Below are 18,380 nucleotides of genomic sequence, written 5' to 3' on the forward strand. Positions count from 1 at the left end.
AGTTCAGCAGGTTAAATACTAGTCCCGAAGGGATAGCGGTGCAAATCCAGGGGTTTGTGAAACCTGCAGCAATTCCGGCGCCATTGCGGGCCTGGCCACCATGCTTGCAGTTTTGCTTTTGAAGCTGACGGGGCCGTACCATGCCTTGGTGATTTGGCGCGTGTTGTCGCTGTCAGTCATGATGGCGACACCGACCAAAGCGCCGGGCGGCTCGCCGAAGGCCTTTTGGTAGTCGGCACGAATGTCACGCTGGTAATCGAGCCAGCGATCAAGGCGGCCGGGACCGGATTCGATCACCACTTTGCGGATCCGGTCGGTCCGTGTATTGATGATCACGCTTTCTGGCGCGCTGTGAGAGCCCCAGACATACATGAGAGTCGCATAAGGCAGCGGCTCGCCTGTCAGTGCCAATGCAAGCTCTGAAAGCATGGCGTTCTTGGCGGAAAACTTCGACCTGTCACCTTCAAAGGCCAGGACCACACGCACGGGTGAATCATCGCTGTCGCGTTGCGTCATGTCCGCACCCGTAATCATCTTCGGCACCTTCCAGGAAAAGCCCAGGGTTCCAAGTTCTGCGGGCTCTATACGCAGGTTTTGCCGCAGCATGCTGGCGGCGCTGTCGGATTCACCGAGGATGGCATTGCGCCCGTCCATGCGCACAGCACGGTAGCGGGTCGACTTCTTACCCGGAAATGTGCAGTGCTGCCACTTGATGGCATCTGCGGTAGTGCTTGTGGACGACGCCGAAGTCCAGTCGACGTTCGTGCCTGCTGCAGGTGCGGAAGGTGCGAATCCCGCACAACCCGCGATAAGGAGCACGCAACCGGCAGCAAGCAAACGCAACGTGCACAGGAAAAAGTGGCGATGTAGCAATGGCATTGAGAGATTGGGGCTGACGACGATGAACCGTAGTATCTATTGCGAGTTGACTCAAATAGCAGAACCTGCGCATTTAACGCGGCAGATGCGGAAAAGTTTCACCAATTTCAACGACTCACGGCATCAAACGTGTACATGTGTCTTTCTTCACGAAAAAAGCCGCCCCGGGTTACCCCGAGACGGCTTTCAGATTCTCATCAAAAACTGGCTTAAGCCAGCTTCAGATTAGAACGTGTGGCGAACACCAGCAGCAAACACGGTTGCCTTGTCGGTACGGGTCAGGTCCGTTGCGGACTCGCCCTTGACATTGGTGTAACCGGTGTACAGCGTGGTGCGCTTGGACAGATCATAGGTACCCAGCAGGCTGTAGCCGGTGCCTTTGCGGCTCACGCCAGAGAACTCGCTCTTGGTACGGGTATAACCAGCAGCAATGGAAGCGGCGCCAAACGGAACGCTCACGCCCACTTGGTATTCCTTGTCCTTGGCATCCACACCAGCGGCGATCAGGCCCTTGGCGGTGTTATAGCTACCGACGAGCTTGGCAACGCCGAAGTCATACGTAGCGCCCAGCAAGTTGTACTTGCGGGTAGTCACGAGCGGAGATGGGGTACCTGCATTGCTGGCGGCGGAAGCGATGCTGTTGGCGCCAAGGCCGTTCGCGCCGGAGAACATCGTGCTGACACCGTTGGACTTTTCAGCCTGGTAGCCGTAACCGACCAGCAGAGGGCCATTGGCGTACTTGATGTGGGCGCTGGCGCTGCTGGAAGCAGAAACCGTTGCCGACTTGTCTTCACCAAATGCGTACATCACCGAACCGCTGAAGCCAGAGAAAACTGGGGTGTCATAACGGATGGCGTTGTTGGCACGGTTGCTGTAGTCTTGCAGACCAACACCCCACACGGTGCCGGTGGTGGCGAACGTGTTGGAGTCATACGTGTTGTTGGTAGCGCCGCGCAGCGAGTCGTAAGCGGTGTACTGGCGACCGAGGCGAACTTCACCGAAGCTGCCTTTCAGGCCCACGGAAGCGGTACGGCCAAACAGGACGCTGGTCGAAGCGGCAGCGCTGCTGCCGCCGGCGTTAGCCAAAGCACCGCTGTCAATGGCGAAGCCGCCTTCGAGGGTGAACACAGCAGCCAAGCCGCCACCGAGGTCTTCGCTACCGCGCAGGCCCCAACGCGAGCTGCTCAAACCGCTGCCGCCTTGGATGTTGTTGGAAATGCTGGTGTTGGTGGTAGCCGACTGAACTTTAACGTTCTGCTGACCAACGAATGCATCGGCAACGCCGTACAGGGTCACAGAGGATTGGGCATGTGCAACGCCAGCGGTTGCAGCGAGTGCAGCCAGGGCGATAAGAGTCTTTTTCATTGAGAGTTTCTCCAAGGTTAAACATAGGGCTCCGGCACGGGGACCATTTCAGACTTTCGCCTTTATGGCACCACCAGAGACCCGGGCCAACCCCCGTTTCGGGAAGTTGGGTCTATTGCACCAGACTGGGCTTCAATTCGCAAAGGAATGCCCGAAAAAACAGTCAAGCCGTTGTGCTCAAGCCACAAATAGGCGGGGACCCGTGGAAAAGAAACAACGCCAGCGAAAACCCAGGATTTCTGCTTGCCAGAATCGGCTTTTTAGCCAGATTTCAGTCGACCCAAAGAAAAAAGCCGTTTCACTGAAACGGCTTTTGAGAGAACCCAGGCAAGCCCGGGTTTAGATCCAACCTGGATTAGAACGTGTGGCGAACGCCAACACCGTAGGTGCTGGTCTTGCGATCGGTCACACCGGCACCGGTTTCCTTGCCGCTCTGAACACCAGCGTACAGGTTCGTACGCTTGGAGAGCGCATACAGACCAGCCAGGCTATAGCCGGTACGCTTCAGCTCGGAAGCACCAGCTGGGCGGGTGCTCTTGGAGCGGGCATAACCGCCGGACAGGGTGAACGTGCTGTTGACTGGGAAGTCAAGGCCAATTTGATACTCTGTCGCTTTGTCCTGTGCCAAACCGGTCACGGGGGTGGTGCCGTTCTTCACAGTACCGTAAGCACCGAGCAGCTTGACCACGCCGAAGTCATACGAACCGTTCAACTGCGTGTACTTGATGGCAGTGCTGGCACCAGTGGCTTTTTCGGTCTGATAGGCCAAAGAAGCGCCGATGGGGCCGTTTGCATAAGCAACGTTAAAGCTGGCGATCTTGCCGGCGCTGACAGTAGCGGTTTTGTTTTCGCCGAAGCTGTACATCGCAGCAGCAGAGAAACCAGCCAGGTCGGGGGTCTGGTAGTACACGGAATTGCCTGGACGATCCTGGTAGCTGTTGCTGGCCCACACGCTGGTGGAAGGCGCGAACAGGAGCGAGTCAAAGCCAGCGGCACCGGAGCCCTTGACCATGTCGTACGGGGTCCACATTTTGCCGAGCTTCAGCTCACCGAAGCCACCAGACAGACCAACCCAGGACTGACGACCAAAGATTGCATTGGAAGTCGCGGCGGTATAGGGGTTGGTGTAGTTGTTTGCAGCACCGGTGCTGGGGTCAAAGCCGGCTTCCAGCAGGAAGTTGGCTTTCAGGCCGCCGCCGAGGTCCTCAGAACCCTTCAGGCCGAAACGGCTGGTCTGCAGACCACCACCGCTACCGGAAAAAGGATGGGCAACGTTCACGCCGGACTGGCTGATGTTGTTGTCCTTGACGGTACCAACCCAAGCGTCCACGAGGCCATAAACGGTCACGGTGGACTGGGCAGAAGCCATGCCGGAAACTGCCAGCACAGCCAAAGCAACTAGGCTTTTCTTCATCATTAGAAAATCTCCAAAAAGGTGGAAAACAAAACACTGCTACGAAACAAACATTTATAAGGGCTCAGTGACTACCCTTAGACCGATTTAACCAAAGAGTCACAAATCACACCAAGCCTTATCTCTACTATTAGCAACGTTCATACCCGAGTTGTTGGTCCCTAACAACGCATCGCATTTTGCGCACGCTGGAGGTGCGCGCACGAATGCGCCGGCCGGGCGATGCCGTACGAGGGAAGCTTCCAGGCAGCCGAGGCAGGCCGCCCCAAAGCAGGGCACCCGCCCCCAGATGCCCTGCCTTGGTGAAAAACACAAACCCAAGTCGTTTTTTGTCTCCGGGAAGCGTTATGGCTCAAAAAAACAGGCAGGAAAGGGGACAGGCTGGCGCAATGTGGCATGAACCGTTGTAAACGCGAGTCACTCTGCTGCCGCCAACCCGCCAGACGCCCCGGATTAGAGGTCAAACCCTAGCCACCGGTTGCGCATGACTGCGTCGTTCTCCAGCCTCGCTTAAAACGATCTTCAGCATCAGAATTTGAGAGGGGAAACACAATTTCCTGGCAGCCTCCCAAGGTTTGCCGCCAACATCAACCGGGGCAGGAAAACATCGGGTTTTCCCCTGTCGCAAAAGTGATACCCCCCGTATTGCCTCTCTTTACGGGCCGCCGCATCCCCACTAATCTTTGCTCCATCGAGTCAAGCCGGTGTGTGCATTTACGGCAATGACTGCGAAGGTTTTCCCTCAATTAAAACTCTCTGGAGACTCCATGAAAAAACTGACCCTCGTTGCAACTGCGATCATGGGACTTTTGTCCACTTCCGCTGCCATGGCACAAAGCACTGTGACCGTGTATGGCATTGTTGATGGCGGCGTCAACCATGTCACCGGCCTGCGAAGCGGGGCGATCACCCACATTGCCAGTGGCATCATGGAAGGTTCACGCTTCGGCCTGCGCGGGACCGAAGACATCGGCGGCGGCTACAAGGCCATTTTTACGCTTGAGAACCGTTTTGAAGTCGACACGGGAGCCATGTCGAATTCAGCAGCCTCTGGTACTCAAATGCCGGATCGCATGTCTACCGCCGCAGGACTTGGCTTGACCACGCTTCCCATTCCGGCAGCTTCTACGGCCGCGCTGATCACTGCTGTAAATTCATCGATCGGAAGCACGATTGGCGTGAACCTGCCTGGTACCACAGGCAGCCGGCTGTTCGACCGTCAGTCATTCGTGGGCCTGATCACGCCGGTCGGCGCGTTCACACTCGGCCGCCAGTACACGCCTGGCTACCTGGTTGGCGCCACCTTTGACGCGTCCCAGACCCAGTCCAGCCTGGCAGCCGGCCAGATTGCCAGCTTCCCGCCGGCTTTCGACATTCGCCTGAGCAATACGCTGCAATACGGCATTCAGACAGGCGGCGTCACCGCAGCGTTGATGTATGGCGCTGGAGAGGCATCTACCGCGACGGTCGGCAACTCCGCCAGCCGTTTCTTCGGCGGCATGGTCATCTACAAAGGCAACGGATTCTCCCTCGGTTTTGGCCGCAACCAGCGCAACAATGAGCTCGGTCAGAAGTCACTGGAAAACAATGTACTGGGCGGAACGGTTGACGTAGGCCCCGGTACCCTGTACGGCCAGTACGCCACGATCAAGGATGACAACCCAAGCGGCCTCTCCACCATCGGCGCAACCGTTACCACCGCTAGCGGTAGCGCAGCTGTAGGCGCAGCCTTTCAAGCCGCCTACAACAATGCCTTCCGGCAGGACGCCAACCTGGCGCACATCGGTTACCGCATGACCAGCGGCCCACACACATGGGTTGTGGCGTACAACCGCCTTGATGACAAGCGTCCAGCAGATGCCGACACAAGCTCATACGGCGTGACCTACACCTATGCGCTGTCCAAGCGCACCAACCTGAATGCCGTGCTGACCCGCTTCGACAACAAGGGCTCAGGCCAGGCAGCCCCTGGTGGCAATGGCTTCCTCGGCGGCGTGACGTCTGCTGCAGGCGTTGGCTCCACCAACATCGCCCTGGGTATTCGCCACACGTTCTAAAGATCAAGGTTGCGTCCGGATCCCGATCCGGCCTTCCTTTCATAAAAGCCCCCGCATGGGGGCTTTTTTGTGGCCGTTTCCATTCCACCGGACGAGGGATAACATGGAACCATTCCGTCCCTAAGAACCGAAGCACCATGACCACCGCACTCGATACCGCACTCAATGCCGCCGACGGCGCCCTTCGCACGCTTTTTGCCGCCCCGCGCGCCAGCCGTACCTGCCCAACCGTACCCGGTGAGAAAACCGAGCTTGCCGCGCAGGACAAGGTGCGTTCAGGCGCACTGATGCGCGTCAACCACGTGGGTGAAGTCTGTGCGCAGGCCCTTTACGCCGCGCAGGCCCTGGGTACCCGCGACCCGGCCCTGCGAGAGCACTTCCTGCAGGCCAGCCGTGAAGAGGGTGACCACCTCGCCTGGACAAAAACCCGGCTCGACGAACTCGGCGCCCGGCCTTCCCTGCTCAATCCGCTCTGGTATGCCGGCGCCTTCGGCCTGGGCCTGGTCGCGAGCCGGCTCGGTGATCGCCTGAGCCTGGGTTTTGTCGTGGAGACAGAGCGCCAGGTTGAAGCGCACCTGGCAAGCCACCTGGAGCGCCTGCCGGCAGGCGACCATGAGTCGCGCGCCATCGTGGCGCAAATGAAAGACGATGAAGCGCTGCATGCACGCGATGCCGAGCAGGCCGGCGCGCTGCAGTTACCCGAGCCGGTCAAGGCCCTGATGCGCTCTGCGGCGCGTGTCATGACAACAACGGCGCACTACATCTGAGGTTTCTGTCGCTGCAGCGCAAGCCGGCACAACCACATGCTATAAATTTAATAGCTGCTTGCGCTTATCTACAAAGGGAAAGAGGCCAAAATCATCTCAAGCTTCGATGACCTCGAAGCTGGTCGTGATCTCTGCTGTTTTCGCCAGCATGATGGTGGCCGAGCAGTATTTGTCGTGACTCATGGCGACCGCGCGTTCCACTGCGCTGGTGGCCAAGCCACGGCCTGTCACGACAAAATGCATGTGGATTTTGGTAAACACCTTGGGGTCGACAGGCGCCCTTTCGGCACTCAATTTGACCGAGCAACCCCGAACATCCTGGCGGCCACGCTTGAGGATCAGCACCACGTCGTAGGCCGTACAGCCACCGGTCCCGGCCAGCAAGGTTTCCATGGGCCGGGGTGCCAGGTTGGCGCCGCCGTTTTCCGGTTTGTCGGCATCGGGCGCGCCGTCCATCACCAGGGTGTGGCCGCTGCCGGTCTCAGCCAGAAAACTCATTCCGGAGCGCGATCCTGTGACCGCCGTCGGGCCCGTCCAACTCACCGTGCATTCCATGAATCTCTCTCCTCATGCATAAAATTTATGATTAAACCGTGAAAAATGTCGAATTTACGCCACAAGATATTGTGCAGCGCAACATCGGCCCGCTATACTGAAATCATCGCATCAAGATCAGTTGTCCGGCAACTCAGGGTCTTTTTGCACCGGTTGTCTCCTCCACCTCCTCTAAGGGTGGATTTACAGGCCCAGACTGCAAAGTCTGGGCCTTTTTTCTTGCCCACTATGATGTCAGGCTGCGAGAAAAACATGCCAACCCACACCAAACAAGCCACCCGCCCTGTTCCCAAAGTCATCAAGGCAGTCAAAGCTCCGGGGAAACCTTCCGGCAAAACGTCGAAGCCCGCGCTGAAACCAGCCGACTACCTGAAAAAGATCCTGACAGCCCGGGTTTATGACGTGGCAGTGGAGTCCGCGCTGGAGCCCGCCAAAAACCTGAGCCTGCGCCTGAAAAACACCGTGCTGCTCAAACGCGAAGACCAGCAGGCGGTGTTCAGCTTCAAGCTGCGGGGCGCCTACAACAAGATGGCTCACCTGAGCCCCGAACAGCTCAAAAAAGGCGTGATTTGCGCCTCGGCCGGCAACCATGCCCAAGGCGTCGCACTCAGCGCGCAAAAGCTCGGCACACGCGCCGTCATCGTCATGCCCACCACCACACCGCAGCTCAAGGTCGACGCCGTCAGGGCCTGGGGCGGCAATGTCGTGCTGCACGGAGAAAGCTACTCCGACGCCTACGCCCACGCCGTGGTGCTCGAGAAAAAGCAGGGCCTGACTTTCGTGCATCCGTTTGACGACCCGGACGTCATCGCCGGTCAGGGCACGATCGCGATGGAAATCCTCATGCAGCTGCAAAGCCTCGGCTCCAGCCGGCTCGACGCCGTGTTTGTTGCCATCGGCGGCGGCGGGCTCATCTCCGGCGTGGCCAACTACATCAAGGCGGTGCGGCCCGAGATCAAAGTCATCGGCGTGCAGATGAACGACTCCGACGCGATGCTGCAGTCAGTCAACGCCAAAAAGCGCGTGACCCTGAGCGACGTCGGCCTCTTCGCCGACGGCACGGCCGTCAAGCTGGTGGGTGAAGAAACCTTCCGTATCAGCCGCGAACTGGTCGATGAATTCATCACCGTCGACACCGACGCCGTCTGCGCCGCTATCAAGGACGTGTTCGTCGACACCCGCAGCATCGTCGAGCCGTCCGGCGCAATGGCCGTGGCAGCTGTCAAGCAGTATGTGGCCACCCACAAGGCCAAGGGTGAAACCTACGCGGCCATCTTGTGCGGTGCCAACATGAATTTCGACCGCCTGCGTTTCGTCGCCGAGCGCGCCGAAGTCGGCGAAGAGCGCGAAGCCCTGTTCGCCGTGACGATTCCAGAAGAGCGCGGCAGCTTCCGGCGCTTTTGCGAAGTGATTGGCGAGCTGCCGGGCGGGCCGCGCAGCGTGACCGAGTTCAACTACCGTATCAACGACGACGCCAAAGCCCACGTCTTTGTGGGCTTGACCACGTCGGCCAAGGGCGAGAGCAGCAAGATCGCCGCCAATTTCTCGCGCCACGGCTTCAAGACGCTGGACCTCACCCACGACGAGCTCGCCAAGGAACACATCCGCCACATGGTGGGCGGGCACAGTGCGCTGTCCAAAGACGAGCGCCTGCTGCGCTTCGTCTTCCCCGAGCGGCCGGGCGCGCTGATGAAGTTCCTCTCCAGCATGCGGCCGGGCTGGAACATCAGCCTCTTTCACTACCGCAACCAGGGCGCCGACTACGGCCGCATCCTGGTCGGCCTGCAGGTGCCCAAGGCCGACAACAAGGCCTTCAAGGATTTCCTGGACACGCTGGGCTACCCTCACGTCGAGGAAACCGCCAACCCTGTTTACCGGCTGTTCTTGCAGAGCTGACCGCAAAACTGACCGTAGAGCCGACAAGCCCATCCGCCATGAGCCCACAGGCCGCACCCCCGCCAACACCCGCCCAGGCCGACACCTCGGTGTGCCCCCGCTGCGGCGCCGGCCTGCGCTGCGGCATGGCGGCAGGAGATGCTGAATGCTGGTGCGTGCAACTGCCGCACATCATGCCCGTACCCTCCGAACGAACTCCGCAACCGGAAGGCAGCGCACTGTCGTGCTTCTGCCCCGCCTGCCTTAAACAAATCACCGATGAACGCACCCGACTTTCCACCCCTCCTCCTGCCCGCGATTGAGCCGACTGCCGACCTCCCGCTGGAGGCCAGGCTGCGGCACAAGATCGACCACAAGACCAAGCCGCAGGGCGCGCTCGGCCTGCTCGAAAGTGTGGCGCTGCAGCTGGGCCTGATCCAGCAGAGCGAGAACGTCACGCTGCAAGCTCCCCAAATGGTGGTCTTCGCGGCCGACCATGGCATTGCCGCCGAAGGCGTTTCGGCCTTTCCGCAGGATGTCACGGTGCAGATGGTCGGCAACATGCTGGCCGGCGGCGCCGCCATCAACGTCTTCGCGCGCCAGCACGGCTTTGCCCTGCACGTAGTGGATGCCGGCGTGGCGGCGGACTTGCCCGCGCACCCGCAGCTGCTGCAGCGCAAGATCGCCCACGGCACCCAAAACATCTGCAGCGGGCCCGCGATGTCGCAACTGCAAACCCACACCGCACTCACCGCGGGCATGGACATCCTGCAATCGCTGCCCGGCAACGTGGTGGCGTTTGGCGAAATGGGCATTGCCAACACCTCGCCTGCCGCCCTGCTGCTGGCACGCCTTGCCGGCATCAGCATCGACGAAGCCACCGGTCGCGGCACCGGCCTGGACGACCAGCAACTGCAACGCAAGCGCGCCGTGCTGGCGCGCGCGCTGGCAGGCCACGCCGGCGCAACGCAGCCTCTGGATGCATTGGCCGCCCTGGGCGGTTTTGAAATCGCCATGATGGCCGGCGCCATGCTGCAGGCCGCCAGCGAGCGCCGCGTGGTGCTGGTCGACGGCTTTATCGCCGGGGCGGCAGCACTGGTGGCCCGCTCGCTCGCTCCCGCGGTGCAGGACTACATGGTGTTTTGCCACCGTTCCGACGAGCACGGCCATCGCCTGCTGTTGGCGCACCTGAAAGCCCAACCGCTGCTCGAACTCAAGCTGCGCCTCGGCGAAGGTACGGGCGCGCTGTTGGCCTGGCCCCTGGTGCAATCTGCAGCCGGCTTTCTCAATGAAATGGCGAGCTTTGACTCCGCCGGCGTGAGCGGGCGGGAAGACGCATAAACCATCATGGGCCTCGCATGACATCCATCACCCTGTTTGTCCGCGAGTTCCTGCTCGCCGTCCAGTTCTTCACGCGCATCCCCATCACGGGGCGTCTGGCGGCCTGGGTGGGCTACAGCCCCGAGTTGCTGCGCGCCAGCGCCGGCCACTTCCCCGGCGTCGGCATTCTGGTGGGCCTGTTTGCCGCTGCCGTGTACGCGCTGTTTCAGGCGGTTCTGCCCGACACCACGTTCTCGCCGCTGGTGGCCGCGGCGTTTTCCACCGCCGCCACCGTGCTGCTGACGGGCGGCTTCCACGAAGACGGCCTTGCCGATGTAGCCGACGGCCTGGGCGGCAGCCACGACAAGGGCCGCGCACTCGAAATCATGAAGGATTCGCGCGTGGGTGCCTTTGGCGCCATGGCGCTGGTGCTCGCCTTGCTGTGCAAGGTCTCGCTGTTGGCCATCCTCGGCTCGGTCGAAGGCGCGCCCGCCGGCTGGGGTGACTGGGAAGAGGCGCCCTTTGGCAGCTGGTATGCCTGTGCCGCGCTATGCACAGGCCACATCATGTCGCGCGGCCTGCCGCTGCTGCTGATTTACCTGCTGCCACACGTGGGCGACACCGCCCTGTCCAAATCCAAGCCTCTGGCCGACCAGATCTCCCCCGGCAGCCTGCTGGTGGGGTTTTCCTGGTGCCTCGCCGCGCTGGCCCTGGCTACCTTCGTGCTTGACGTCATGAACCTCATCGTGGCCTGCAGCTTCGCCGTGCTGGCGTTGCTGTGGATGGGCCGCTTCTTCAAGCGCAGGCTGCAAGGATTCACCGGCGATTGCCTGGGTGCCACCCAGCAGGTTTGCGAAATCGCTTTTTACCTGGGCCTGGCCATCAGTCTATGACCATGGCTGCCGCTGTTGCCACAGCACGTCCAGGACATGCTGCGTCGCCCGCTCCACCGGGCCCATCCGGTGCGCAACCCCCAGCGACCGCCACAGCGCGGGGCGCAACGGAAGCATGCGGATGCGCGGGTCAAGCGGCGTGGTGGATGATGCCTCGTGCGGCAGCAGCGTGGCGCCGTAACCGGCGGCCACCAGACTCTTGATGGCGTCGTTGTAGTTGAGCTGGATGCGCGCCTTGGGGTGCTCCCCCGCCAGCGCGAACCACTCAGCGGTCAACCGCGACAGGCTGGTGCCCAAATCGTTAAGAATCAAGGGCTGAGCCGCCAACCACTTCGGCGTAACACGCTGGGGTACAGCCCAGGGCGACGGCACGAAGGCCATCATCGGATCCCGACGCCAGGGCTGCACCTTCACCCCTTGCACCGTCGCCTGCGGCAGCGCCACCAGGCCCACGTCGAGCGATCCATTCGCCAGGCGCGTCATGGTGTCCTGCGAAGTGAGCACTGCCACCTGCACGTCGATGCCGGGATGATTCCGGCCCAGCACCTCCAGGGCCTGCGGCAGCAAGTGGGCAATCGCGCCCGTGGAGGCGCCCAGCCGCACACGGCCCGCCAACCCCTGCACCTGCCGCTGAACTACATCCATTGCCTCGTCCGCATCGGCCAACAGGCGCCGCGCCCGTTCAATCAGTGCCTCGCCCACGCCCGAGGGACGCACTTCACCGCGCTTGCGCACCAGCAGGGGGGCGCCACACAGCGCTTCCAGGTCGGCTACGTGCAGGCTCACCGTGGGCGCCGCCAGATGCAGCACGCGCGCGGCTTCGGCGAACGAGCCCAGGTGTGCGATGGTGACCAGCGTGCGCAGCCGGTCCAGGTTGAGTTCGCGCATGACGTTCAGTAAATCTGATGCTGATGTTTATGAAATTCAACTTTTCAAATTCTAAGGTGTCGCTGAAGATTCGTCATTCTTCTTTCTTTGGCTCGAGCCATTCATCCCACCAGGAGCACCGCATGAGCGCACCCCTTGTCTTCATCGATGGCGATCAGGGCACCACCGGCCTGCAGATCCACGAACGCCTGCAGGGCCGCAACGACCTGACCCTCCTCACGCTGCCCGAGCAGGACCGTAAGGACCCGGCGCGCCGTGCAGAAGCCATTAATGCCTGCAATATCGCGCTGCTGTGCCTGCCCGACGGGCCTGCACGCGAAGCAGCGGCCTCCATCGTGAACCCGGCCGTGCGCGTGATCGATGCCAGCTCCGCGCACCGCACGGATCCGCAGTGGGTCTACGGACTCCCGGAAATGGGCTCGGAACAGTCCCGGCGCATCGCCAACGCGCGGCGCGTCACCAACCCCGGCTGCTATCCCACGGGCGCCATCGCCCTGCTGCTGCCACTCGTGAAGGCCGGCCTCGTGCCCGCCGACCACCCGCTGGCGATCCATGCGGTGTCGGGCTACTCCGGCGGCGGCCGCGCGCGGGTGGATGCGCATGAAGGTGCGGGTGCATCGCATGCGCCCATGTTCCAGGTGTACGGTCTGGGGCTGGCCCACAAGCACATCCCCGAGATCCAGAAACACGCAGGCCTGATACAGCGGCCCTTCTTCCTGCCGGCTTACGGCTCGTTCCGCCAGGGCATCGTGCTCACGATCCCGTTGCTGTTGCGGCGGTTGCCAGCGGGCGTCACTCCCGGTCGCTTGCAAGCCTGTCTACAGCAGCACTACGAAGGCGCCGTGCACGTGGAGGTGATGGCGCAAAAGGACGTTCAGGCCACGCAGCACCTGGACCCGCAGGCGCTCAACGGCACCAACCTGCTGCGGCTGGCCGTGTTCGCCAACCCGCAGCATGGGCAGGTGCTTCTGGCCGCCGTGTTCGACAACCTGGGCAAAGGCGCCTCGGGTGCGGCGGTGCAGAACCTTGACCTGATGCTGCAGCACGCCGCTTAGCGGCTTGACGGCACAGCAAGTTCGGCGAGGGGTGTCACAGATAGCCGGTTCTTGCAAGCAGTTCCAGAGATGGCCCCACGGTGGCGCAGAGGCTCGCCGCGCCGGCGCCTGTGCCGCTCTAGAATAGACCATGGGGCATGGCGGACCCTTCCTTATCGCACGGATCGCACAGCGTGCACTCCGCCATTCTCCAGCCACCGCAGCAGCCCCTCTCCATGATCACCGCATCACTTCCGTCCACCGCCACCACGGTCCCCGTGCAGGAGCAGCAGATCACCTGCACCGACCTGCAGGCGCTGCCCGACCAAGGCAGTCAGTAAGCCATGAAGCTCTGGCTGGCCCGCCACGCAACACCGCTGGTTGAAGCCGGCATTTGCTACGGCCGGCAGGACGTAGCGGCCGATGCGGCGGCCACCGCCGAATGCGCGCAAGCGCTAGCCACGCTGCTTCCCGCCGGCACACGGGTCGCCCACTCCCCTTTGCAGCGATGCGTGCAGCTGGCGCAAGCATTGCGCGAACTGCGCCCCGACCTGGCTTGCACCAGCGACCCGCGGTTGCAGGAGATGGACTTTGGTGCCTGGGAAGGCCGCGCCTGGCAGGACATCACGCCCGCCGAACTGCAGGCCTGGACGGACGGCTTTGCCCAATATGCCGTGGGCGGCAGCGGCGAAAGCACCCACCAGGTCATGGCACGCGTCGCTTCGGCCTTTGACGAGTTGCAAGGCCAGGCCGACACACTGTGGATTACCCATGCGGGCGTCATACGCGCCGTGGAACTGATTGGCCTTGGCGTGCGTCAGATCATGCACGCCAGCGACTGGCCTCTAAAAGCTCCGGCCTACGGCCAATGGTGCACACTCGAACTGCAAACCCACTCCTAAAAACCGGATAAGGTACAAAAAATGGCAGCAACTCTGGATGGTCAGCTCGTGGTGGCGATCTCGTCACGCGCGCTGTTTGACTTTGAAGAAGAAAACCAGGTTTTTGAAACCGGCATGACGGCCGAGCCCGTGCCAGGCGCCAAAAAGGATGCCGCCTATATGAAGCTGCAGCTCGAGCGGCTGGACGTGCCGGCCAAGCCTGGCGTGGCGTTTTCGCTGGTCAAAAAGCTGTTGGCCTTCAACGAGGTACCCGAAAGCGCCGGGGAAGCGGCCAGCCCGACAGCACCCACCCAGCGCGTTGAAGTCGTGATCCTCTCGCGCAATGACCCCGTCTCCGGCATGCGGGTTTTTCGCTCAGCCCAGCACTACGGCCTCAAGATAGAACGAGGCACTTTCAACCGTGGCGAGGCGCCCTGGCGTTACCTCAAGCCCCTGCACGCCAATCTTTTCCTGTCCGCCCATCTGAGCGACGTACGCGACGCCCTGCTGGCCGGCGTGCCCGCTGCGCAGGTCTATCCGCATTCAGTGCGTGCCAGCGACGCGCACCCCAACGAAGTGCGCATCGCCTTCGACGGTGACGCGGTGCTGTTTTCGGACGAAGCCGAGCGCGTCTTCCAGGCGCAGGGCCTGTCCGCCTTCCAGCAGCACGAACGCGACAAGGCCACACAGCCGCTGCTGGCCGGCCCGTTCAAACCCCTGCTTGAAGCGCTGCACCGTTTGCAGCAGGTCGGCACCTCGCACATGCGCATACGCACGGCCCTGGTTACCGCCCGCAGCGCGCCCGCGCATGAACGCGCCATCCGCACGCTGATGGACTGGAACATTGAGGTCGATGAAGCCATGTTCCTGGGGGGTCTCGCCAAAGGCGAATTCCTGCGCGAATTCGAGCCCGACTTTTTCTTCGACGACCAGACCGGTCACGTGCACTCCGCCTCGCAGCATGTTCCCTCGGGCCACGTGGCCAGTGGTGTTTCCAACCAGCTTTCCTGAGCCGCGAAAGGGCTTTCATGAATCCGTCCAGTCTTTTCGCAAAATTTACCGCATTCAGTCTTTTTGCCAGGCGGATAGCCGCACTGGCCGCCCCTTACTTCCGGTCCGAGGAAAAATGGAAGGCTCGCCTGCTGCTGGTGGCCATCGTGCTGCTCAACCTCGGCACGGTTTACATGGCAGTGCAGTTCAACGACTGGTACCGCGTGTTTTATGACGCACTTGAAAAACGCGACCAGGTCGTCTTCTGGCAGCAGATGGGCCGGTTCAGCTATCTGGCCTTTGGCGCGATCATCATCGCCGTCTACAAGTTCTACCTGACCCAGTTGCTGCAAATGCGCTGGCGCGCGTGGATGACACGCGACTACCTGCGCCGCTGGCTGTCGCACCACGCCTTCTACAAGATGGAGCTCGCGCGTTATTCGGCGACAACCGATATCAACGCCAGCCCGGACAACCCGGACCAGCGGATTCAGGAAGACGTGCAGTCTTTTACCACCTCCACGATCACACTGAGCATGGGCCTGCTCAATGCGGTCGTGACGCTGGTCAGTTTTGTCGGCCTTCTCTGGGTTCAGTCGGGTCCGCTGGACTTCACCCTGGGCGGAAGCAGCTATTTCATACCGGGTTACATGGTCTGGGCCGCGGTGGCCTATTGCCTGGTCGGCAGCGTGCTGGCGCATTACATCGGTCGGCCACTGATCAAACTCAACTTCTTGCAGCAGCGCTACGAAGCCAATTTTCGCCACCACATGGTACGGGCGCGTGAATACAGCGAATCCATTGCGCTGGACCATGGCGAGGCGGTGGAGCGCAGCCAGCTCGATGGTCGTTTCACGACGGTGCTGGCGAACTACCTGAACCTGATACGCGCCAACAAAAAACTCATCTGGTTCCAGAGCTTCTTCGGCCAGGCTGCCTTGATTTTTCCGTTCCTTGTTGCGGCACCTCGCTTCTTCGGCGGAGCAATCCAGCTTGGCCAGCTGATTCAGATTTCCTCGACCTTCGGCAAGGTTCAGGACTCACTCAGCTGGTTTGTGGATAACTACGACAATCTCGCCAGCTGGCGCGCGACAACAGATCGCCTGACAAGCTTCGAAGACAGCATGATTGCGCAGGCAAAAGACAACGTCGGCCTGGTCACCAGTGCGTCCACATCGCTCACGTCGAGCGACCTCAATCTGGCCCTGCCGACCGGAACCGTTCTCCTGACAGGCGTCGAACTGCATGCCGACGCCGGCGACCACATTCTGCTCAGGGGCCCTTCCGGCAGCGGAAAGTCCACCCTTTTTCGCGCTTTGGCAGGCATCTGGCCGTTTGCCACCGGCCGCATCGCCCGACCTGAAAACGCCATGTTCATCCCGCAGCGCCCGTATTTCCCGAACGGCTCCCTGCGCGATGCACTGGCTTACCCCGAACTGGCGGCAAGCTACACCGACGATGCGCTGAAGCAAGCCCTGAACGAAGCCCTGCTGCCCGAACTCGCCGCACGGCTGGACGAAGAAGACGCCTGGAGCCAAAAGCTTTCGGGAGGGGAGCAGCAGCGCCTTTCCATCGCCCGGGTATTGCTGAAGAAACCCAAATGGATTTTTGCGGACGAAGCCACCAGCGCGCTCGATGAGGCGGCTGAAAAAACGCTGTATGAACGTTTGCTGGCGCTCGTCAAAACATCGGGAGGCGCGATCATCTCGATCGCCCATCGGCCCAACGTGGCGGCCTTTCACAACAAGACCTGGGCTTTCGAAAAGCTGCCCGAAGGCTCACCCGCGCTGTTCACGCTGAACCAGCGTGCCGCACAGGAAGCGCCCTGAATGCCCGAGGAAGCCGCAAGAACCCCCGAGCCGGTAACGGCTGAATCCCTCTCCGCCTGGGCGCCCATCAAGCGCCCCGTGTTCCGCATGCTGTGGAGCACCTGGCTGGTCGCCAACATCTGCATGTGGATGAACGATGTGGCGGCCGCCTGGATGATGACCTCGATGACCACCTCGCCCCTCTGGGTGGCGCTGGTGCAGTCGGCCTCCACGCTGCCGGTGTTTTTGCTGGGGCTGCCCAGCGGCGCACTGGCCGACATCCTGGACAGGCGCCGCTACTTCATCATGACGCAGTTCTGGGTGGCGGTGGTGGCCACGCTGCTGTGCATCGCCGTGATCTCGGATGTCATGACGCCGCCCCTGCTGCTGGCGCTGACCTTTGCCAACGGCGTGGGCCTGGCCATGCGCTGGCCGGTGTTTGCCGCCATCGTGCCCGAGCTGGTTCCCCGCGTGCAGTTGCCCGCCGCGCTGGCGCTCAACGGTGTTTCGATGAACGCCTCGCGCATCGTCGGCCCGCTCGTTGCCGGCGCTTTGATTGCCGGCGCCGGCACCGAATACGTGTTTGTGCTCAACGCCGTGCTGTCGGTCATTTCGGGCTTTGTCATCATGCGCTGGCGGCGCGACCACGCACCCAGCCCGCTGGGGCGCGAGCGCCTGGTCAGCGCCATGCGCGTCGGCCTGCAGTTTGTGAGCCAGTCGGCGCGCCTGCGTGCGGTGCTGCTGCGCGTAGCGATTTTCTTTTTTCACTCCACCGCCCTGCTGGCTTTGCTGCCGCTGGTGGCGCGCGGCCTGCACGGCGGCGACGCCGGCACCTTCACGCTGCTGCTGGCGTCCATGGGAACGGGCGCCATCATCGCGGCGCTGAACCTGGCGCGGCTGCGCCAGATGATGCCGCGCGATGTGCTGGTGATGCGCTCCACACTGCTGCAGACGGCGTCCACCGCCGCCATGGCCTTCGCGCCCAATGTGTATGTGGCCGTGCCCGCCATGCTGCTCAACGGCATGGCCTGGATCACCTGTGCCAATTCGCTCAGCGTGTCGGCCCAGCTGTCATTGCCCGACTGGGTGCGCGCGCGCGGCATGTCGATGTACCAGATGGCCATCATGGGCGCCAGCGCAGCGGGTGCGGCGCTCTGGGGCCATGTGGCGGGCCTCACCAGCGTGTCCACCGGCCTGCTGATGGCCGCCGCCAGCGGCTCGATCGTGATGATGGTGGCGCAGTACCTCGTGTCGGACCTCAGCATTGAAGAAGACCTGACCCCGTCGCGCCAGTTCAAGGCGCCGGTGGCCGAAGAGCCGCCCGGTGCAGGCCGCGTGGTGGTGAGGATTCACTACCAGATAGACCTGGCGCGCGCCGACGATTTTCGCGCGCTGATGCAGGAAAGCCGCCGCAGCCGCCTGCGCCAGGGTGCACTTGAGTGGGAACTGCTGCGCGACGTCAACAAGCCCGGCCATTACATCGAGCAGATCATTGACGAGTCATGGACCGAGCACCTGCGCCGCTTTGACCGCGTGACGGCCAGCGACGTGGCGCTGCGCGAACGCAAACTCGGATTTCACCTGGGTGAAGAACCCCCGCTTGTCACCCGCAGCATCGTCGAGCCACCCGGCAGAAGCTAGCGGCATTTTTTAG

16 protein-coding genes are annotated in these 18,380 nt (G+C 61.9%); 11 read left to right on the forward strand and 5 right to left on the reverse strand.

The features are described from left to right. Positions 1 to 18: 18 nt before the first annotated feature. The 3 genes from AC1DWQ_RS12480 to AC1DWQ_RS12490 form a co-directional block, all read right to left on the reverse strand. Entirely contained in the window at positions 19 to 879 is an 861-nt protein-coding gene (locus AC1DWQ_RS12480) for a DUF3047 domain-containing protein (protein WP_477669918.1), read from the reverse strand. Between the two features lie 225 nt (positions 880 to 1,104). After that, entirely contained in the window at positions 1,105 to 2,244 is a 1,140-nt protein-coding gene (locus AC1DWQ_RS12485) for a porin (RefSeq protein WP_477669919.1), read from the reverse strand. A gap of 355 nt (positions 2,245 to 2,599) precedes the next feature. Beyond that, entirely contained in the window at positions 2,600 to 3,661 is a 1,062-nt protein-coding gene (locus tag AC1DWQ_RS12490; protein ID WP_477669920.1) for a porin, read from the reverse strand. Positions 3,662 to 4,425: 764 nt separating this feature from the next. On the opposite strand from AC1DWQ_RS12490, the gene AC1DWQ_RS12495 reads away from it, so the two are divergent. Together AC1DWQ_RS12495 and coq7 are read left to right on the forward strand one after the other, a co-directional pair. Next, positions 4,426 to 5,715 carry a porin gene (locus AC1DWQ_RS12495; protein WP_477669921.1) on the forward strand — a complete coding sequence of 430 codons (1,290 nt, stop codon included), beginning with the start codon at positions 4,426 to 4,428 and terminating at the stop codon, positions 5,713 to 5,715. A 137-nt stretch (positions 5,716 to 5,852) separates the two neighbouring features. Then, positions 5,853 to 6,482 carry a 2-polyprenyl-3-methyl-6-methoxy-1,4-benzoquinone monooxygenase gene (coq7, locus tag AC1DWQ_RS12500; protein WP_477669922.1) on the forward strand — a complete coding sequence of 210 codons (630 nt, stop codon included), beginning with the start codon at positions 5,853 to 5,855 and terminating at the stop codon, positions 6,480 to 6,482. 96 nt (positions 6,483 to 6,578) lie between these two features. Here the strand turns inward: coq7 and AC1DWQ_RS12505 are convergent, their stop codons facing one another. Continuing rightward, complete coding sequence (locus tag AC1DWQ_RS12505; RefSeq protein WP_457282593.1) at positions 6,579 to 7,037, reverse strand: OsmC family protein; 459 nt, start codon at positions 7,035 to 7,037, stop codon at positions 6,579 to 6,581. 252 nt (positions 7,038 to 7,289) lie between these two features. On the opposite strand from AC1DWQ_RS12505, the gene ilvA reads away from it, so the two are divergent. From ilvA to AC1DWQ_RS12525, 4 genes are all read left to right on the forward strand, one after another. After that, on the forward strand, positions 7,290 to 8,933 hold the full coding sequence (ilvA, locus tag AC1DWQ_RS12510; protein WP_477669923.1) for a threonine ammonia-lyase, biosynthetic: 1,644 nt from the start codon (positions 7,290 to 7,292) through the stop codon (positions 8,931 to 8,933). Between the two features lie 125 nt (positions 8,934 to 9,058). Continuing rightward, on the forward strand, positions 9,059 to 9,235 hold the full coding sequence (locus tag AC1DWQ_RS12515) for a cysteine-rich CWC family protein (protein WP_477670211.1): 177 nt from the start codon (positions 9,059 to 9,061) through the stop codon (positions 9,233 to 9,235). Further along, positions 9,192 to 10,253, forward strand: a complete 1,062-nt coding sequence (gene cobT, locus AC1DWQ_RS12520) for a nicotinate-nucleotide--dimethylbenzimidazole phosphoribosyltransferase (RefSeq protein ID WP_477669924.1) — start codon at positions 9,192 to 9,194, stop codon at positions 10,251 to 10,253. The genes AC1DWQ_RS12515 and cobT overlap by 44 nt, the downstream gene beginning before the upstream one ends. 17 nt (positions 10,254 to 10,270) lie before the next feature. After that, positions 10,271 to 11,125, forward strand: a complete 855-nt coding sequence (locus tag AC1DWQ_RS12525) for an adenosylcobinamide-GDP ribazoletransferase (RefSeq protein WP_477669925.1) — start codon at positions 10,271 to 10,273, stop codon at positions 11,123 to 11,125. On the opposite strand, the gene AC1DWQ_RS12530 is transcribed toward AC1DWQ_RS12525, so the two are convergent. After that, the gene (locus AC1DWQ_RS12530; RefSeq protein ID WP_477669926.1) at positions 11,120 to 12,013 is read right to left on the reverse strand and encodes a LysR family transcriptional regulator; all 894 of its coding nucleotides are present in this window, start codon (positions 12,011 to 12,013) and stop codon (positions 11,120 to 11,122) included. The genes AC1DWQ_RS12525 and AC1DWQ_RS12530 overlap by 6 nt on opposite strands. Positions 12,014 to 12,135: 122 nt before the next feature. Between AC1DWQ_RS12530 and argC the strand changes: the two genes are divergently transcribed. The 5 genes from argC (at position 12,136) to AC1DWQ_RS12555 (ending at position 18,367) form a co-directional block, all read left to right on the forward strand. Beyond that, positions 12,136 to 13,068, forward strand: coding sequence for an N-acetyl-gamma-glutamyl-phosphate reductase (argC, locus tag AC1DWQ_RS12535; protein ID WP_477669927.1), 933 nt, complete (start codon positions 12,136 to 12,138; stop codon positions 13,066 to 13,068). Between the two features lie 323 nt (positions 13,069 to 13,391). After that, positions 13,392 to 13,949 (forward strand): histidine phosphatase family protein, encoded by a 558-nt coding sequence (locus AC1DWQ_RS12540; RefSeq protein WP_477669928.1) that lies wholly within the window; start codon positions 13,392 to 13,394, stop codon positions 13,947 to 13,949. A 21-nt stretch (positions 13,950 to 13,970) separates the two neighbouring features. Continuing rightward, positions 13,971 to 14,939, forward strand: coding sequence for a 5'-nucleotidase (locus AC1DWQ_RS12545; RefSeq protein ID WP_457282584.1), 969 nt, complete (start codon positions 13,971 to 13,973; stop codon positions 14,937 to 14,939). A 17-nt stretch (positions 14,940 to 14,956) separates the two neighbouring features. Beyond that, positions 14,957 to 16,747 (forward strand): ABC transporter ATP-binding protein/permease, encoded by a 1,791-nt coding sequence (locus AC1DWQ_RS12550; protein WP_477669929.1) that lies wholly within the window; start codon positions 14,957 to 14,959, stop codon positions 16,745 to 16,747. Beyond that, complete coding sequence (locus AC1DWQ_RS12555) at positions 16,748 to 18,367, forward strand: MFS transporter (protein ID WP_477669930.1); 1,620 nt, start codon at positions 16,748 to 16,750, stop codon at positions 18,365 to 18,367. Positions 18,368 to 18,380: the final 13 nt, after the last annotated feature.

Source organism: Polaromonas sp. P2_G11 (genome assembly GCF_056403595.1).

Excerpts from the sequence above, each read along its gene's own strand:
- AC1DWQ_RS12550 (WP_477669929.1), top strand. The coding sequence starts at position 14,957 with ATGAATCCGTCCAGTCTTTTCGCAAAATTTACCGCATTCAGTCTTTTT.
- argC (WP_477669927.1), top strand. The coding sequence starts at position 12,136 with ATGAGCGCACCCCTTGTCTTCATCGATGGCGATCAGGGCACCACCGGC.
- AC1DWQ_RS12490 (WP_477669920.1), bottom strand. The coding sequence starts at position 3,661 with ATGATGAAGAAAAGCCTAGTTGCTTTGGCTGTGCTGGCAGTTTCCGGC.
- coq7 (WP_477669922.1), top strand. The coding sequence starts at position 5,853 with ATGACCACCGCACTCGATACCGCACTCAATGCCGCCGACGGCGCCCTT.
- AC1DWQ_RS12515 (WP_477670211.1), top strand. The coding sequence starts at position 9,059 with ATGGCGGCAGGAGATGCTGAATGCTGGTGCGTGCAACTGCCGCACATC.
- cobT (WP_477669924.1), top strand. The coding sequence starts at position 9,192 with ATGAACGCACCCGACTTTCCACCCCTCCTCCTGCCCGCGATTGAGCCG.
- AC1DWQ_RS12530 (WP_477669926.1), bottom strand. The coding sequence starts at position 12,013 with ATGCGCGAACTCAACCTGGACCGGCTGCGCACGCTGGTCACCATCGCA.
- AC1DWQ_RS12480 (WP_477669918.1), bottom strand. The coding sequence starts at position 879 with ATGCCATTGCTACATCGCCACTTTTTCCTGTGCACGTTGCGTTTGCTT.
- AC1DWQ_RS12540 (WP_477669928.1), top strand. The coding sequence starts at position 13,392 with ATGAAGCTCTGGCTGGCCCGCCACGCAACACCGCTGGTTGAAGCCGGC.
- AC1DWQ_RS12545 (WP_457282584.1), top strand. The coding sequence starts at position 13,971 with ATGGCAGCAACTCTGGATGGTCAGCTCGTGGTGGCGATCTCGTCACGC.
- AC1DWQ_RS12525 (WP_477669925.1), top strand. The coding sequence starts at position 10,271 with ATGACATCCATCACCCTGTTTGTCCGCGAGTTCCTGCTCGCCGTCCAG.
- AC1DWQ_RS12495 (WP_477669921.1), top strand. The coding sequence starts at position 4,426 with ATGAAAAAACTGACCCTCGTTGCAACTGCGATCATGGGACTTTTGTCC.
- AC1DWQ_RS12555 (WP_477669930.1), top strand. The coding sequence starts at position 16,748 with ATGCCCGAGGAAGCCGCAAGAACCCCCGAGCCGGTAACGGCTGAATCC.
- ilvA (WP_477669923.1), top strand. The coding sequence starts at position 7,290 with ATGCCAACCCACACCAAACAAGCCACCCGCCCTGTTCCCAAAGTCATC.
- AC1DWQ_RS12485 (WP_477669919.1), bottom strand. The coding sequence starts at position 2,244 with ATGAAAAAGACTCTTATCGCCCTGGCTGCACTCGCTGCAACCGCTGGC.
- AC1DWQ_RS12505 (WP_457282593.1), bottom strand. The coding sequence starts at position 7,037 with ATGGAATGCACGGTGAGTTGGACGGGCCCGACGGCGGTCACAGGATCG.